This window comes from Rahnella sp. RFA10(1/100) (assembly GCF_004195115.1).
Taxonomy (GTDB): domain Bacteria; phylum Pseudomonadota; class Gammaproteobacteria; order Enterobacterales; family Enterobacteriaceae; genus Rahnella; species Rahnella perminowiae.
Window position 1 is genome coordinate 98,369 of the sequence record NZ_SEWR01000007.1, and the last position, 15,940, is coordinate 114,308.

The 15,940-nt window shown below is 52.3% G+C and carries 10 protein-coding genes; 4 read left to right on the forward strand and 6 right to left on the reverse strand.

All coding sequences use genetic code 11. From position 1 onward, the window contains the following. Nucleotides 1-555 precede the first annotated feature (555 nt). Complete coding sequence (gene arcB, locus ETV65_RS19280) at nt 556-2,895, reverse strand: aerobic respiration two-component sensor histidine kinase ArcB (RefSeq protein WP_129954713.1); 2,340 nt, start codon at nt 2,893-2,895, stop codon at nt 556-558. A gap of 871 nt (nt 2,896-3,766) precedes the next feature. Here arcB and gltB point away from each other — a divergent pair. Both gltB and ETV65_RS19290 read left to right on the forward strand, forming a co-directional pair. After that, the gene (gene gltB / locus ETV65_RS19285) at nt 3,767-8,224 is read left to right on the forward strand and encodes a glutamate synthase large subunit (protein ID WP_129954714.1); all 4,458 of its coding nucleotides are present in this window, start codon (nt 3,767-3,769) and stop codon (nt 8,222-8,224) included. Nucleotides 8,225-8,233: 9 nt separating this feature from the next. After that, a complete protein-coding gene (locus ETV65_RS19290; RefSeq protein WP_129954715.1) occupies nt 8,234-9,652 on the forward strand; it encodes a glutamate synthase small subunit in 1,419 nt (472 codons plus the stop codon). A gap of 271 nt (nt 9,653-9,923) precedes the next feature. On the opposite strand, the gene sspB is transcribed toward ETV65_RS19290, so the two are convergent. The 5 genes from sspB to zapE form a co-directional block, all read right to left on the reverse strand. Beyond that, a complete protein-coding gene (gene sspB / locus ETV65_RS19295; RefSeq protein ID WP_129954716.1) occupies nt 9,924-10,418 on the reverse strand; it encodes a ClpXP protease specificity-enhancing factor in 495 nt (164 codons plus the stop codon). A gap of 3 nt (nt 10,419-10,421) precedes the next feature. Next, nucleotides 10,422-11,063, reverse strand: coding sequence for a stringent starvation protein SspA (gene sspA, locus ETV65_RS19300; RefSeq protein ID WP_129954717.1), 642 nt, complete (start codon nt 11,061-11,063; stop codon nt 10,422-10,424). Nucleotides 11,064-11,398: 335 nt separating this feature from the next. Next, nucleotides 11,399-11,791, reverse strand: coding sequence for a 30S ribosomal protein S9 (rpsI, locus tag ETV65_RS19305; protein ID WP_013577238.1), 393 nt, complete (start codon nt 11,789-11,791; stop codon nt 11,399-11,401). A 16-nt stretch (nt 11,792-11,807) separates the two neighbouring features. Next, nucleotides 11,808-12,236, reverse strand: coding sequence for a 50S ribosomal protein L13 (gene rplM / locus ETV65_RS19310; protein ID WP_013577239.1), 429 nt, complete (start codon nt 12,234-12,236; stop codon nt 11,808-11,810). Nucleotides 12,237-12,556: 320 nt separating this feature from the next. Then, nucleotides 12,557-13,696, reverse strand: coding sequence for a cell division protein ZapE (zapE, locus tag ETV65_RS19320; protein WP_129954719.1), 1,140 nt, complete (start codon nt 13,694-13,696; stop codon nt 12,557-12,559). A gap of 285 nt (nt 13,697-13,981) precedes the next feature. Between zapE and zapG the strand changes: the two genes are divergently transcribed. Together zapG and degQ are read left to right on the forward strand one after the other, a co-directional pair. After that, nucleotides 13,982-14,383 (forward strand): Z-ring associated protein ZapG, encoded by a 402-nt coding sequence (gene zapG, locus ETV65_RS19325; RefSeq protein ID WP_129954720.1) that lies wholly within the window; start codon nt 13,982-13,984, stop codon nt 14,381-14,383. A 148-nt stretch (nt 14,384-14,531) separates the two neighbouring features. Beyond that, complete coding sequence (degQ, locus tag ETV65_RS19330; RefSeq protein WP_129954721.1) at nt 14,532-15,899, forward strand: serine endoprotease DegQ; 1,368 nt, start codon at nt 14,532-14,534, stop codon at nt 15,897-15,899. The last annotated feature ends 41 nt before the right edge of the window (nt 15,900-15,940 follow it).

Consider the following 15,940-nt stretch of genomic DNA (forward strand, 5'->3'; position numbering starts at 1 on the left):
TCAAATAAATTACCCGTGATGTATAAAAATCAGCATCCCGGATGACTTTTTATCAGATAAAAAACACATCAACCTAAGTGAAATTTTTTCATTTAACATAAATTTCAGGTCGCTTGGGGTTTCCGAAAAGCCAGTTCGTTAAAATTCAGCATAAAAACAGATATTACAAAGAGTTATACATTGTTTTAGATTTTATAGAACCGGTTTCAGAAACGAGCATATCGCAAATCCGCCGGTAAAACAGTCTGCTCGTGTTCAGTTCCATAAGCAAAATTGCATGTCGCCGATACAACATCAACAGGCTTCATTTGTATTCTGTGAAAAATCCTGCGATAAAGGCTTGATGTTTTGTATAGACAAAGACTAATCTACATCACAGTTTTTAATGAATGTTGTAACAGCCTTGCTTATATTTGTTATGTTGATTGCTACAGGATGTATTAGACTTTAAAACTGAATTCCAAGACCTGCGAAAACCAAACCCTAAAAACTATCGTGGGTTACCTCTTTCCCTGGTGTTGGCGCAGTATTCGCGCACCCCGGCCTCGGCTGGGGTTATTTTTTTTCAGCGTTTGCCGTCCAGTCACGCAATACTTTGATGTCATTGCGCCATTCAGCCTTCAGCTCATCAACCCATTCCTGAACATTATCCCACCAGGCAGGCAGCGTCGGGGTCTGGATCTGTTGTGCCAGTTGCTGTAAATGTTTCAGGCCAACGGAACCGGCCGCCCCTTTGATTTTGTGGCCTTCCTCGGCAATCCCTTTCTGATCTCGCGCGGTCATGTTGGAATCCAGCACAGCCAGATAGCCCGGCATCATTTTTTCAAACATATCCGCACTCTGATAAATCAGTTTCGCCCCGACCAGGTCGATGTACTGCTCGAGCATGGCGGTATCAAGCAACGATTCGCTGTCTTTCATCACTACAGGCTCCTTTTCCAATACGCAAACGTCAGGCTGATGATCCCAGAACTGCTGAATCATCGTGGTCAGTGCGGAAACAGACAGCGGCTTGCTCAGCACATCATCCATTCCCGCATCAAGATACTCTTTTTTGTCTTTCAGCACGTTTGCTGTCAGGGCAATCAGCGGCGGCAGAGATTGCCCGGCGTAATCGGTACGCAGCTTACGGGCGATATCCAGTCCGGTCATGTCCGGTAGCTGAATATCCAGCAGCACCAGATCGAATTCGTCGGGATCAAACATCTCCAGCGCATCATGGCCGTTCATCGCCACTTCAACGCTGTTGCCTAACTTCTCCAGCACCGAACGCGCCACAATCACGTTCAGCTCGATATCTTCGACCAGCAGCACATGCAGCGCCGGTAACGGCATGTCTTCTTCGTCACCGGCCAGATCAGCCGGTGCATCCAGCATCGGTGCGCGGACAGTCAGCGTAAAGCAGGAGCCCTGCCCCGGCACACTGCTGACGGTGATATCGCCGCCCATCGCCTGCGCCAGACGTTTTGACACCGCCAGTCCGATACCCGTACCGGTTGCCGGTTTACCGCCGTTGCGATCTTTTACCTGATAATACATGGCGAAGATTTTGTCCTGCTCATCCTGCGGGATCCCCAGACCGGAATCGCGCACAACAAAGCGCAGCATATCGTTCGGCTCATAATGCACGCTCAGTACAATCTGACCTTCGCGGGTAAATTTGACGGCGTTGCCAATCAGGTTCCATAAAATCTGGCGCAGACGCGTGCCGTCCGTCGTAATGCTGCGCGGCAACGGCAGATCAGGCTCCATGATAAATTTCAGCCCTTTCGGCTGAGCCAGCAGGCCGGAAAGATTTTCAAGATCAGTCAGGAATTCGGTAAAATCGACCGGCTGGTTATCAAGCTGCACTTTGCGGCGTTCGATCTTATCCATTTCGATAATATCGTTGAAGATATTACCGAGGGTGATGGCGCTGACATGGATAGTTTTCAGGTAGCTGTGCTGTTCTTTATCCAGTTCAGTATCGAGCAGTATGCGGCTTAGCCCGACGATGCCATTAAGCGGTGTACGCAGCTCGTGGCTGATCGTTGAGATAAAGGTGGTCTTCTCACGGCTGGCATTCTCTAACGCGTCCTGATAGCGCTTACGCTCGGTAATATCGCGTCCGAAGCCCATCAACCCGTGCCGCTTGCCGATGCGGTCATAAAACGGCACTTTGCGCAATTCAAAGCAGGCTTTACGTCCGTCCGGATAGACCAGCCATTGTTCGTAGGTCAGGGAAACATTGTGACGGAAAACCTTCTCGTCAGTCTCAACCACTTTCTCGGCGATATCCGGCGTGTAAACATCGTTAGGCGTCAGGCCGATCAATTGCTTCTCACTTTTGCCGGTCAGCAGTTCCATCGCACGGTTACAGCCGGAGAATTCTTTGTCTTCGTTACGGTAATACACCAGGTCCGGCGAGGCATCGAGGAAAGAGCGTAATAATGCAGATTGCTGACTCAGTTCGATTTGCGCCTGTTCGCGGTGCTGCATTTCAAGTTTCAGCTTATCGACCACCGCCAGACGTGCTTCTTCCGCTTTCACACGGTCGGCGATTTCCTGATTCAGCTGGGTGATATTGTCTTTGAGTTGCTGATTAAGTTCGAGGTCTCGGTGGCGCATTTCCTCCAGTTTATCGACCAGACGCGCTAAACGCTGACGTGACTCTTCAAGCTGTTCAACCACCACCGACAGGAAATAAACCGCCCAGGGCGTAATCAGCAAACCAAAGAAGATGGAACGAACGACGTCGATACTCTCAACCTGCCCGCGCAGGAGCATAGTGACCGCCATCTGGACAATCATTGCCAGCACCACCAGCGCAGATGCCAGCAACAGTGAAAATCTCACCAGCCCCAGCTTGACCATCAGATCGACATAATACTGCGCTAAAACCCGGATTTGCTTCATAACGTTTCCCTTAAAACGAAGTCCTCTGAATCATACCGCAAAACCTCCCCGGCGTGATGGCAGGGCATAAATTGAACGTGAAGTTTGCGAGATGCACCTTGCAGGGGCTTGTCATGGTGCAATGCAGGTAAGGGGGGCAGAGTATTGACTATTATCTGCGGTGATATTATTAATATCGGCCGGCTTTATCAGGCCGCAAGCATCGCCAACTGCCGTCCGGCTAACATTTTTTCCTTTTATCCTCCGAATATCTTCCCTGCCGGCGTATTTCGCACAGGCATAACTATTCATTATTACTGCAAATAAAGTCACTCCTGGCAGTATGAATAATTCTTATTACAAACCCGCGACTAACACATTATTACTGTCAGGTTAAAAACAGTGACAAACCGCATGTGCACAGCATTTTCCAGTATAAAATACTGGTAATTACGCCCCTGCCAGCATGGTGCGGAGATCTTACGCTTTCCCCATAGTGAGTCAGCTCACACTTTACGGGCATGACCCTATCGAAAATACGCCAATAAAAACACCATAAATTAAATATATTTCAATAAGTTAAATCGCTTTATATCACTTTTAATATAACTTAAATCGCCATTTGACCTGTCTGTGCTTTCTCGCTAAGTTGGGAGTCCGCTGGAAGCAATCTCGACGGGTGAGCAACTCGTCATATTTATGCAGTAATTGAAGACTCCCTCATTAAAACAAGTCAACCACCACTTGTGAGAACCATCACGAGAGGACTTTGACGGAGATGTCCGGGCAATCAACGCACCGCAAGAGTGCGCGAAATTGCGGATAAACCTCTGTGTATAAGCCCGCTCGTGATTGGTGTGAGAGTCTCGCAGAGCCTGGGGAGGTTCACGTAATGTTGTACGATAAATCCCAAGAGAGGGACAACTGTGGTTTCGGCCTGATCGCCCATATAGAAGGCGAACCTAGCCATAAGGTCGTGCGTACTGCGATCCACGCACTGGCCCGTATGCAACACCGTGGTGCGATCCTTGCTGACGGCAAGACCGGCGACGGCTGTGGCCTTCATTTACAGAAACCTGACCGCTTCTTCCGCATGATTGCCGAAGAACGTGGCTGGCGTCTGGCGAAAAACTATGCCGTTGGCATGCTGTTCCTCAGCAAAGATGAAAAAGAAGCGGAGGCAAGCCGCCGCATTGTTGAAGAAGAGTTGCAAAACGAGACGCTGTCCGTGGTGGGCTGGCGTGACGTTCCGACTAATCCGGACGTACTTGGTGAAATCGCGCTTTCCTCCCTGCCCCGCATCGAACAAATTTTTGTCAACGCGCCCGCCGGCTGGCGTCCGCGTGACATGGAGCGTCGCCTGTATATGGCGCGCCGCCGCATTGAGAAACGCATTCAGGATAAAGACTTCTATGTCTGCAGTTTCTCCAACGTGGTCACGATCTATAAAGGCCTGTGTATGCCGGCGGATCTGCCACGCTTCTATTTAGATCTGGCCGACCTGCGCCTGGAATCGGCCATCTGCCTGTTCCATCAGCGTTTCTCGACCAACACCGTACCGCGCTGGCAGCTGGCTCAGCCTTTCCGCTATCTGGCGCACAACGGTGAAATCAACACCATCACCGGTAACCGCCAGTGGGCACGTGCCCGTGCGTATAAATTCAAAACGCCGCTGATCCCTGATCTGCAAGATGCTTCACCTTTCGTGAATGAAACCGGTTCGGATTCCAGCTCGCTGGATAATATGCTCGAACTGTTCCTGGCAGGCGGGATGGATTTGCTGCGCGCCATGCGCTTGCTGGTGCCGCCAGCCTGGCAACAAAACCCGGACATGGACGACGACCTGCGCGCGTTCTTCGATTTTAACTCCATGCACATGGAGCCGTGGGACGGTCCTGCCGGCATCGTAATGTCAGATGGTCGTTATGCCGCCTGTAACCTTGACCGTAACGGGCTGCGCCCTGCGCGCTATGTCATCACCAAAGACAAGCTGATCACCTGTGCCTCTGAAGTTGGCATCTGGGATTACCAGCCTGATGAAGTGGTCGAAAAAGGCCGCGTCGGACCGGGCGAGCTGATGGTGATCGACACCCGCAGTGGCAAAATTCATCACTCCGCTGAAACCGATAACGACCTGAAAGGCCGTCACCCTTACAAACAATGGATGGAGAAAAACGTCCAGCGTCTGGTGCCGTTCGAAGACCTGCCGGAAGATCAGGTGGGCAGCCGCGAGCTGGAAGATTCGTTACTCGAAACCTTCCAGAAGCAGTTCGGCTACAGCAGTGAAGAACTCGATCAGATCATCCGCGTGCTGGGTGAAAACGGTCAGGAAGCCGTCGGTTCCATGGGCGATGATACGCCATTTGCCGTGCTCTCCAGCCGTCCGCGTATCGTATATGACTACTTCCGCCAGCAGTTTGCGCAGGTCACCAACCCGCCAATCGATCCGCTGCGTGAAGCCCACGTGATGTCTCTGGCGACCAGCATTGGCCGTGAGATGAATGTGTTCTGCGAAGCCGAAGGTCAGGCTCACCGCCTGAGCTTCAAATCGCCAATCCTGCTGTGGTCTGACTTTAAACAGCTGACCACGCTCGACAGCAAGCATTATCGCGCTGAAACACTGGATATCACGTACGATCCGACCGAACAAAATATGGAGCAGTTCGTCCAGAAACTCTGTGACGAAGGCGAACAGAAAGTGCGTAACGGCGCGGTTCTGCTGGTGCTGTCTGACCGCAACATCGCCCCGAACCGTCTGCCGCTGCCTGCGCCCATGGCCGTCGGTGCGCTACAGTTGCGTCTGGTTGAGAAAAGCCTGCGCTGCGATGCCAACATCATTGTTGAAACGGCCAGCGCCCGTGACCCGCACCATTTCGCCGTGCTGATTGGTTTCGGTGCCACAGCGGTTTATCCGTATCTGGCCTACGAAACGCTGGCAAAACTGGTTGACTCGCAGGTCATCGAGAAGAAATACCGTGAAGTGATGCTGAATTACCGTAACGGCATCAATAAAGGCCTGTACAAGATCATGTCCAAAATGGGCATCTCAACCGTTGCCTCTTACCGTTGCTCTAAACTGTTTGAAGCGGTCGGTCTGGCGAAAGATCTGTGCAACACCTGCTTCAACGGCGTCGTCAGCCGTATCGGCGGTGCCGGTTACAGCGACTTCGAACAGGACTTGCTGAACCTGTCCAAACGCGCATGGCTGAAACGCAAAACGTTGGATCAGGGCGGTCTGCTGAAGTTTGTCCACGGTGGCGAATACCATTCCTATAACCCGGACGTGGTCACTACCCTGCAAACTGCCGTCAACAGCGGTGATTACGACGATTATAAGAAATACGCCAAACTGGTTAACGAACGTCCGGTGGCCACGCTGCGCGACTTGCTGAAAGTCACGCCTAAAGGCCAGCCGATCCCTGTTGATCAGGTTGAACCGGCGGAAGGTTTATTTACCCGTTTCGATACGGCTGCAATGTCTATCGGCGCACTGAGCCCGGAAGCGCATGAATCTCTGGCCGAGGCGATGAACAGCATCGGCGGACGTTCTAACTCCGGGGAAGGCGGCGAAGATCCGGCGCGTTACGGCACCAATAAAGTGTCCCGTATCAAGCAAGTTGCATCGGGTCGTTTCGGGGTAACACCGGCGTATCTGGTGAATGCCGATGTTATTCAGATCAAAGTGGCGCAGGGTGCAAAACCAGGCGAAGGCGGCCAGTTGCCGGGGGACAAAGTGACGCCGTACATCGCGAAACTGCGTTATTCCGTGCCGGGCGTAACCCTGATTTCTCCACCGCCGCACCACGATATTTATTCCATTGAAGATCTGGCGCAGCTGATTTTCGACCTGAAACAGGTCAACCCGAAAGCAATGATTTCGGTGAAGCTGGTTTCTGAACCGGGCGTCGGCACTATCGCCGTCGGCGTGGCAAAAGCCTACGCCGATCTCATCACGATCGCTGGCTACGATGGCGGCACCGGCGCAAGCCCGCTGTCTTCCGTGAAATACGCCGGCTGTCCGTGGGAACTGGGGCTGGTGGAAACACAACAGGCGCTGGTGGCGAACGGGCTGCGTCACAAAATTCGTCTGCAAGTGGATGGTGGCCTGAAAACCGGCCTCGACATCATCAAGGCAGCGATTTTGGGGGCAGAAAGCTTTGGTTTCGGGACCGGCCCGATGGTGGCGCTGGGTTGTAAATACCTGCGTATTTGCCACCTGAACAACTGTGCAACGGGCGTGGCAACTCAGGATGAAAAACTGCGTCGCAACCATTATCACGGACTGCCGGAACGTGTGACGAACTACTTCCGCTTCATTACCCAGGAAACCCGTGAAATCATGGCCGCGCTGGGCATCAGCCAGCTGGTGGATCTGATTGGTCGTACCGATTTGCTGACTGAGCTGGACGGTTTCACCGCCAAGCAAAACAATCTCGACCTTTCTGCGATACTGGCAACGGCCACACCGCATGAAGGTAAATCTGTGTACTGCACAGAAAGCAACCCGGCGTTCGATAAGGGTCAGCTGAATAAAGACATTCTGGAACAGGCATCACCCCATATCGATTCGAAGCAGAGCAAAGCGTTCTACTTTGATATCCGCAACACTGACCGTTCAGTGGGTGCCATGTTGTCCGGGGCGATTGCGGAGAAACACGGTGATCAGGGTATGGCGGCTGATCCGGTGCGCATTAACTTCAATGGCACCGCGGGTCAGAGTTTCGGCGTCTGGAACGCTGGCGGCGTAGATTTAATGCTGACCGGCGATGCGAACGACTATGTGGGCAAAGGCATGGCCGGTGGCCGTATTGCCATTCGTCCGCCAATCGGTTCTGCATTCCGCAGCCACGAAGCCAGCATCATCGGCAACACCTGTCTGTATGGTGCAACCGGTGGCAAAATGTTTGCGGCAGGCCGTGCGGGTGAGCGTTTCGCTGTCCGTAACTCCGGTGCTATCACTGTGGTAGAAGGCATCGGTGATAACGGCTGTGAATATATGACCGGTGGTATTGTGTGTGTGCTCGGCCGTACCGGCGTCAACTTCGGCGCAGGCATGACCGGTGGTTTCGCTTATGTCCTTGATGAAGATGGCGAATTCCGCAAACGTGTTAACCCGGAACTGGTTGAAGTCCTGGAAGTGGCCGATCTGGCTATCCATGAAGAGCATCTGCGCGGTTTGATCATCGAACACGTACAGTTGACCGCATCGACCCGTGGTGAAGAGATTTTGGCGAACTGGCCGGAGTGGGCGCCTAAATTTGCCCTGGTAAAACCGAAGTCCAGTGATGTCAAAGCATTGTTGGGTCACCGTAGTCGTTCCGCAGCTGAGCTGCGGGTACAAGCGCAGTAAGAGGTTAAGATGAGTCAAAACGTTTATCAATTTGTCGACTTACAGCGTGTTGATCCGCCTAAGAAAGCGCTGAAGATCCGCAAAATTGAGTTTGTGGAAATTTATGAGCCGTTCTCAGCGACGCAAGCCGCCTCACAGGCAGACCGCTGTCTGTCGTGCGGTAACCCTTACTGTGAATGGAAATGTCCGGTACATAACTATATTCCGAACTGGCTGAAGCTGGCGAACGAAGGCCGCATCATGGAAGCGGCAGATCTCGCGCACCAGACCAACAGCCTGCCGGAAGTCTGCGGGCGTGTTTGCCCGCAGGATCGTCTGTGCGAAGGTTCCTGCACCCTGAACGATGAGTTCGGTGCAGTGACCATCGGTAACATCGAACGCTATATTAACGATAAAGCCATTGAGATGGGCTGGCGTCCGGATATGTCTCACGTACAGCCAACCGGCAAACGCGTGGCGATTATCGGCGCAGGGCCGGCGGGTCTGGCCTGTGCTGATGTCCTGACCCGCAACGGTGTGAAAGCGGTGGTTTACGATCGCCATCCGGAAATCGGCGGCTTGCTGACTTTCGGCATCCCGGCCTTTAAGCTGGAAAAATCGGTGATGACCAAACGTCGTGAAATCTTCACTGAGATGGGTATCGAGTTCCAGCTCAATACTGAAGTCGGCAAAGACGTCACCATTGATGCACTGCTGGCGGAATACGATTCTGTGTTCCTCGGCGTCGGGACTTATCAGTCAATGCGCGGTGGTCTGGCGAATGAAGATGCACCGGGCGTTTACGATGCCCTGCCGTTCCTGATCGCCAATACCAAGCAACTGATGGGTTATGCCGACAGTCAGGAAGAGCCTTACGTCACCATGGATAAAAAACGTGTGGTGGTGCTGGGTGGGGGTGATACCGCGATGGACTGCGTGCGTACCTCAATCCGTCAGGGTGCTACTCACGTGACCTGTGCATACCGTCGTGATGAAGAGAACATGCCGGGCTCACGTCGTGAAGTGAAGAATGCGCGCGAAGAAGGCGTTGATTTCAAATTCAACCTGCAACCGCTGAGCATCGAACTGAACGATTCTGGCCGCGTATGTGGTGTACGCATGGCGCGTACTGAACTGGGCGCACCGGATGCTCATGGTCGTCGTCGTGCTGAAATCGTGGCGGGTTCCGAACATGTAATGGAAGCCGATGCCGTGGTGATGGCGTTTGGTTTCCGTCCTCATAAAATGGAATGGCTGGCAGCCCACGACGTTGAGCTGGATACCCAGGGGCGTATCGTGGCACCGGAAGGCAGCGACAATGCCTTCCAGACCAGCAACCCGAAAATCTTCGCCGGTGGCGATGCGGTTCGCGGTTCCGATCTGGTGGTGACCGCTATTGCTGAAGGCCGTAAAGCAGCAGAAGGCATCATGAACTTCCTCGAAGTCTGATCCATCGCCTCATAAAAAGGTCTGCTAACAATGGTTGGCAGACCTTTTTTACGCATAACTCAAAAGAATTCCTCATGACATCCCCTTTTCTGCCGGTTATTCGTCGAATATCCTCATAGCGTCAGGCTCAGCTTCGGTTCAAGCGAATAACGTGTTCAATGATGACACAGCAAATCTGCACTGCCGGAAGGAGAAGTCAGCGGACTGAAGGCAATAAAAAACCCCGCGTAACAACGCAGGGTTTAAGCACGGAACCGGAGTGAGTGGGTTGTTACTTCACTACGCGCAGTGCCGGACGACCACCGCGTGGCGGCGTTGGCGGCTCATCGTTCGGATCTTCTTCAGCCACATCGGGCAAATCGCCATCAATGACTGACATCGTCGGTTCTGCCGGCTCATCAGCGCTCAGATCCCCCTCAAAGGCACCTTCGGCTTCATAAGCTGGTTCCGGTTCGAACATGGTACCGGCACCGTTTTCGCGGGCATAAATCGCCAGAACAGCGGCAATTGGTACAAACACGTTACGCGGTACGCCACCAAAACGGGCATTAAAGCGTACGTCATCGTTACCCAGTTCGAGATTGCCGACAGCACGCGGCGCAACGTTCAGGACAATTTGTCCGTCACGCGCAAACTCCATCGGCACCATCACGCCTGGCATCGTTACGTCAACCACCAGATGCGGGGTTAACTGGTTGTCGAGCAACCAGTCATAAAAAGCCCGCAGCAGATAGGGGCGACGCGGAGACATGTCGGTCATCTCCATACCTTAACCTCGGGTATGCAAACGCATTTCGCGCTCTGCTTCGGTCAGGGAAGCCAGGAAAGCATCTCGTTCGAAGACGCGAGTCATATAACCTTTCAGCTCTTTAGAACCGGCACCTGCCAGTTCAATACCCAGTTCCGGCAAACGCCACAGCAGCGGAGCCAGGTAACAATCGACCAGGCTGAACTCTTCGCTCTTGAAGTAAGGCATGTATGAGAAGATTGGCGCAATAGCCAGCAGCTCTTCACGCAATTGCTTACGCGCGGCATCGGCTTCGCTTGCCGAACCTTGCTCGATCTGACGCATCAGCGAATACCAGTCATTTTCGATGCGGTGCATCATCAGACGGCTCTCACCACGGGCAACCGGATAAACCGGCATCAGCGGCGGGTGCGGGAAGCGCTCATCAAGATATTCCATGATGATGCGGGATTCGAACAGGGTCAGTTCACGATCAACCAGCGTCGGTACAGTGCGGTAAGGGTTGAGGTCAATAAGATCCTGCGGCAGGTGATCCATCTCAACCTGCTCGATCTCGACACTGACACCTTTCTCCGCCAGTACGATACGTACCTGATGGCTAAAAATGTCGGTCGGGCCGGAAAACAGCGTCATTACCGAACGTTTGTTGGCAGCGACAGCCATGAAAACCTCCAAGTTTATCTAGAATATTACAGCGAGTTATCGCCAGCCTGCAGTTTTTGTCCCGTAGTTTCATAGACAACCATCGGCAAGGCGAACCCAGCCAGGAAGCGCGGCAACGTCAACTGCTCGGCGAACAGGTACAAAAGTGTGTGATAGTTTACCAGATTTTACGCAGGCTGTGGGGCACGGTGAAACGATTTCATGGCGAATTGTGTGTCAGGAGATCATTTTCTTCCGCAATTACCGAAAAAAAGACATAAAAAAACCCGGTGAAACACCGGGTTTTTGACGCTGATTTTCGTGCCGAAGCACTGAGCTGCAAAAGCAGCAGAAAATTAACGTTTGGAGAACTGAGGACGACGACGTGCTTTACGCAGACCGACTTTCTTACGTTCAACCTGACGAGCATCACGGGTAACGAAGCCTGCTTTACGCAGTTCGCCACGAAGATTTTCGTCATATTCCATCAGTGCACGGGTGATACCGTGACGGATAGCACCAGCTTGACCGGAGATACCACCACCTTTAACGGTGATGTACAGGTCGAATTTCTCAACCATGTCGACCAGTTCCAGTGGTTGACGAACTACCATGCGGGCAGTTTCACGACCAAAGTACTGTTCCAGGCTACGCTGGTTAATTACGATGTTACCACTACCCGGTTTGATGAAAACACGAGCGGCGGAGCTTTTGCGGCGACCAGTGCCGTAGTATTGATTTTCAGCCATTGCCTATAATCCCGAATTAAATGTCAAGAACTTGCGGTTGTTGCGCCGCATGAGTGTGCTCGTTACCCGCGTAAACTTTCATTTTACGGTACATTGCACGACCCAACGGGCCCTTTGGCAACATGCCTTTAACCGCGAGCTCGATCACGCGTTCAGGACGGCGAGCGATCATCTCTTCAAAGGTCGCTTGCTTGATACCACCGATGTGGCCGGTGTGATGGTAATAAATCTTGTCGTTACGCTTGTTGCCAGTGACAGCAACTTTTTCTGCGTTCAGAACGATGATGTAATCACCAGTATCAACGTGCGGAGTGTATTCCGCTTTATGTTTGCCACGCAGACGGCGGGCCAGTTCAGTGGCCAGGCGACCTAAGGTCTTGCCGGTAGCGTCAACTACGAACCAGTCACGTTGTACGGTTTCCGGTTTAGCTGTAAAAGTTTTCATTAAAAGCTTACCCAATTAAAGTTACACGTTGGCGAACACCCGAACGCTTACTTGTTTATAAAATAAGTATTTGAGGTTCACACGACCATCGTCCAGCAAACCTACCCCTTCGAATAGCCAATGCTGGCACTTATAAAGTTTCGGGAAAAAAACTTTGTAGTAACGTGGGGTCGCAAGATTATAGAGAAGTCTCCTACAAAGATCGAACCCTTTTTCGACAAAAAGGAAGATTTCCCTCCCCGCCTTCTGAGGGTTCACCCTGCAGGCTTTACTGACGCTTTTTATACCACGAACTGATCAAAAAATAACCACACAAAAAATCACGGCAGATGCGGCCGTCTGAGGTACTCCTCGCTCTGCATCTCCTGCAGACGTGACAGACAACGCTGATATTCGAATTTCAGCCGTTCGCCCTGATAAATGTCAAACATCGGGACGGCGGCGGAAATGACCAGTTTTACATGGCGCTCATAGAATTCATCGACCAGCGCCAGAAAACGCCGGGCTGCGTTCTCACTGTCTGCGCCCATCACCGGCACATTGTGCAGCAGTACGCTGTGATAGATTTTCGACAGCGCAATATAATCGAGCTGGCTGCGCGCCTCTTCACATAAGGTATGAAATTCCACCGCCAGCACGCCATCAACGGCGGCAATAGCCTGCAGCGGACGATGATTCACTTCCAGCAGCGGTCTTTCGCCCATCTGCGCACCGCTGTGATTGCCGGTCAGTTTCCCTAACATTGAATGCATCGCGTCAGCAGTCTCCGGCCCCGCAGGTGTCAGCCATAAATTGGCCTGCGTCAGCGTGCGCAAACGGTAATCGATACCTGCATCCACATTGAGCACATCGCAGTATTCTTTAATCAGATCAATCGCAGGCAGGAACCGTGCCCGTTGCAGGCCGTTGCGGTACAGCAAATCAGGCGGAATATTTGATGTCGCAATCAGCGTGATACCCCGGGCAAACAGAGCCTGCAATAACGTCGCCAGCAGCATCGCATCGGTAATATCCGAAACAAAAAACTCATCAAAACAGAGCACATCGGTTTCTGCTTTAAAGCGGTCCGCGATCACTTCCAGCGGATCTTCCTGCCCCTGAAGTTGCGTCAGTTCCTCATGGACGCGCAACATAAAACGGTGGAAATGCAGGCGAAGCTTGCGATCACCGGGCAGGCTGTGGAAAAACAAATCCATCAGCCAGGTTTTGCCGCGCCCCACTCCGCCCCACATATACAGCCCCTGTACCGGTCGCGAAGGGGTTTTCTGCGGACTTTTGGTAAACAAACGACTCAGCAACCCGCCACGGCTGGCAGACCGGGGACGTGTCAGGGGCTGCGCGGACAATGCCTGGTAAATCGTATCGAGCTGTGCGACAGCTTGTTTCTGAACGGCATCCGCCTGGAACTCACCGGCATCCACAGCGTTCTGATAAAGAAAAAGGGGTGATTGAGATTGCATCTTCGTTAACGTCCCTGAGAAAAAAATTTTATGTTTTTCACGTCGTTTAGCCGCTTTTTTGCCGTGGATTCGCCGCTTTTCCCGGCTGTCTGTGTATGAAAAAACCAACAGATGGCAGTGATTTTCCCCGCAGGATTCCACTCTGACAAGGTTAACGGTTATAGTGGAGCTATTGCATGACGCATGCGTGTAACAATTACGTTAAAACCATTGTGTAAAAAAGTTAAGTCATAAAAGTTACGTGAAAAAGCCCTGCGGGACAACGAAGTCAAAATAGGAGTCATTATGACCTGGGAGTATGCACTCATTGGATTAGTGGTCGGTATCGCAATTGGTGCGGTGGCGATGCGCTTTGGTAATCGTAAATTACGTGATCAACAAGTCATGAAAAACGAACTGGAGAAAAGTAAAGCCGAACTCGACGAATACCGTCAGGAGCTGGTGGGCCATTTTGCCCGCAGCGCAGAGTTGCTCGATAACATGGCGACGGATTACCGTCAGCTGTATCAGCACATGGCTAAAAGCTCCAACAATTTACTGCCCGATATGCCTGAGCAGGATAATCCGTTTAATTATCGTCTGACCGGTTCTGAAGCCGATAATGATCAGGTGCCGGTGCAAATGCCACGCGATTATTCTGACGGCGCGTCCGGTTTGCTGCGTGGCGAGCGTCAGGTTCGTAAATAACAGACGCCCCTGACCTGCACAACAATCGTTATGCAGTTACGGCACATGTCCCGTGCGTGTGCCGTTCTCAAGACCCTTCCCGTGTTGTGAATCACCGTTCTGTTATCCATAACTGACGTCCATTACAGAAAGCGAGAGAGTTATCGTGATGAAGAAAAAGTTATTTTTGCTCAGTGTGTTAGCTGTTAGCCTTGGATTAACTTTCGCTTCTGCGCCTATGGCGAATGCGGCTTTACCAACGGAAGTTCAGGGACAACCTTTGCCAAGTCTGGCACCGATGCTGGAAAAAGTATTACCCGCCGTCGTGGGCGTTCAGGTTTCCGGCACCCAGCCGCCAAGTGCGGATGTACCACCAGAATACAAGTTCTTCTTCGGTCAGCAGGATCCGGAACCCAATCAGGGGCCGCAGCCTTTTGAAGGGCTGGGTTCCGGTGTCATTATTGATGCCGCCAAAGGCTACGTGCTCACCAATAATCATGTGGTGAACAACGCGGATAAAATCAACGTTCAGCTCAACGATGGCCGCGAATACAAAGCCAAACTCATCGGCAAAGACGATCAGTCCGATATCGCGGTGATCCAGCTGATTGATGCTAAAAATCTGACACAAATTACGATGGCGGATTCCGATAACCTGCGTGTAGGCGATTTTGCCGTTGCCGTGGGTAATCCGTTTGGGCTCGGCCAGACCGTGACATCCGGCATTGTTTCTGCCCTTGGCCGCAGCGGCCTGAACCTTGAAGGGCTGGAAAACTTTATTCAGACTGATGCGTCGATTAACCGCGGTAACTCCGGTGGCGCGCTGCTCGACCTGAAAGGTGAACTGATTGGTATCAACACCGCCATCATTTCCTCGCAGGGTGGCAGTGTCGGTATCGGTTTTGCTATTCCGGTGAACATGGCGAAGAATCTCAGCCATCAGCTGATTGAATTTGGCGAAGTGAAACGCGGCCTGCTGGGGATCCGCGGCAGCGAAATGACACCGGAACTGGCACAGGCATTCAAACTCGACAGCCAGCGCGGCGCTTTCGTCAACGAGGTGTTGCCGGATTCGGCAGCGGCAAAAGCCGGTATTAAACCGGGTGACGTGCTGATTACCCTGCAGGGTAAAACGCTGAGCAGCTTTGCTGAGTTACGCGCGAAAGTGAGCACTGCCGGCCCGGGAGTCACGATGCAGATTGGTTTGCTGCGCGATGGCAAACCGATGACTGTCAGTGTCACGCTGGATAAAAGCCCGGCTGTGGAAGTCAGCATTGAGAAACTCAATCCGGCATTACAGGGTGTGACGCTCAGTGATACCACCGATAAAAAGACCCAAGGTGTGCATGTCGATGACGTGAAGAAAGGCACGCCGGCGGACCAGATCGGCCTTGAAAAAGGTGATGTGATTATTGGTGTCAACCGCGAGCCGCTCGAAAATCTGGCAGCCTTCCGCAAAATTCTGGAAAGCAAACCGGACCTGATCGCACTGAGCATCTTGCGTAAAGGACAAAATATCTACTTATTCATGCCGTAAAGCGTTGAAAATCGGACGCAGGTGCTGCTGCGTCCGATTAA

Coding starts and splice junctions, on each gene's coding strand:
- arcB (WP_129954713.1), bottom strand. CDS start 2,895: ATGAAGCAAATCCGGGTTTTAGCGCAGTATTATGTCGATCTGATGGTC.
- gltB (WP_129954714.1), top strand. CDS start 3,767: ATGTTGTACGATAAATCCCAAGAGAGGGACAACTGTGGTTTCGGCCTG.
- ETV65_RS19290 (WP_129954715.1), top strand. CDS start 8,234: ATGAGTCAAAACGTTTATCAATTTGTCGACTTACAGCGTGTTGATCCG.
- sspB (WP_129954716.1), bottom strand. CDS start 10,418: ATGGAGATGACCGACATGTCTCCGCGTCGCCCCTATCTGCTGCGGGCT.
- sspA (WP_129954717.1), bottom strand. CDS start 11,063: ATGGCTGTCGCTGCCAACAAACGTTCGGTAATGACGCTGTTTTCCGGC.
- rpsI (WP_013577238.1), bottom strand. CDS start 11,791: ATGGCTGAAAATCAATACTACGGCACTGGTCGCCGCAAAAGCTCCGCC.
- rplM (WP_013577239.1), bottom strand. CDS start 12,236: ATGAAAACTTTTACAGCTAAACCGGAAACCGTACAACGTGACTGGTTC.
- zapE (WP_129954719.1), bottom strand. CDS start 13,696: ATGCAATCTCAATCACCCCTTTTTCTTTATCAGAACGCTGTGGATGCC.
- zapG (WP_129954720.1), top strand. CDS start 13,982: ATGACCTGGGAGTATGCACTCATTGGATTAGTGGTCGGTATCGCAATT.
- degQ (WP_129954721.1), top strand. CDS start 14,532: ATGAAGAAAAAGTTATTTTTGCTCAGTGTGTTAGCTGTTAGCCTTGGA.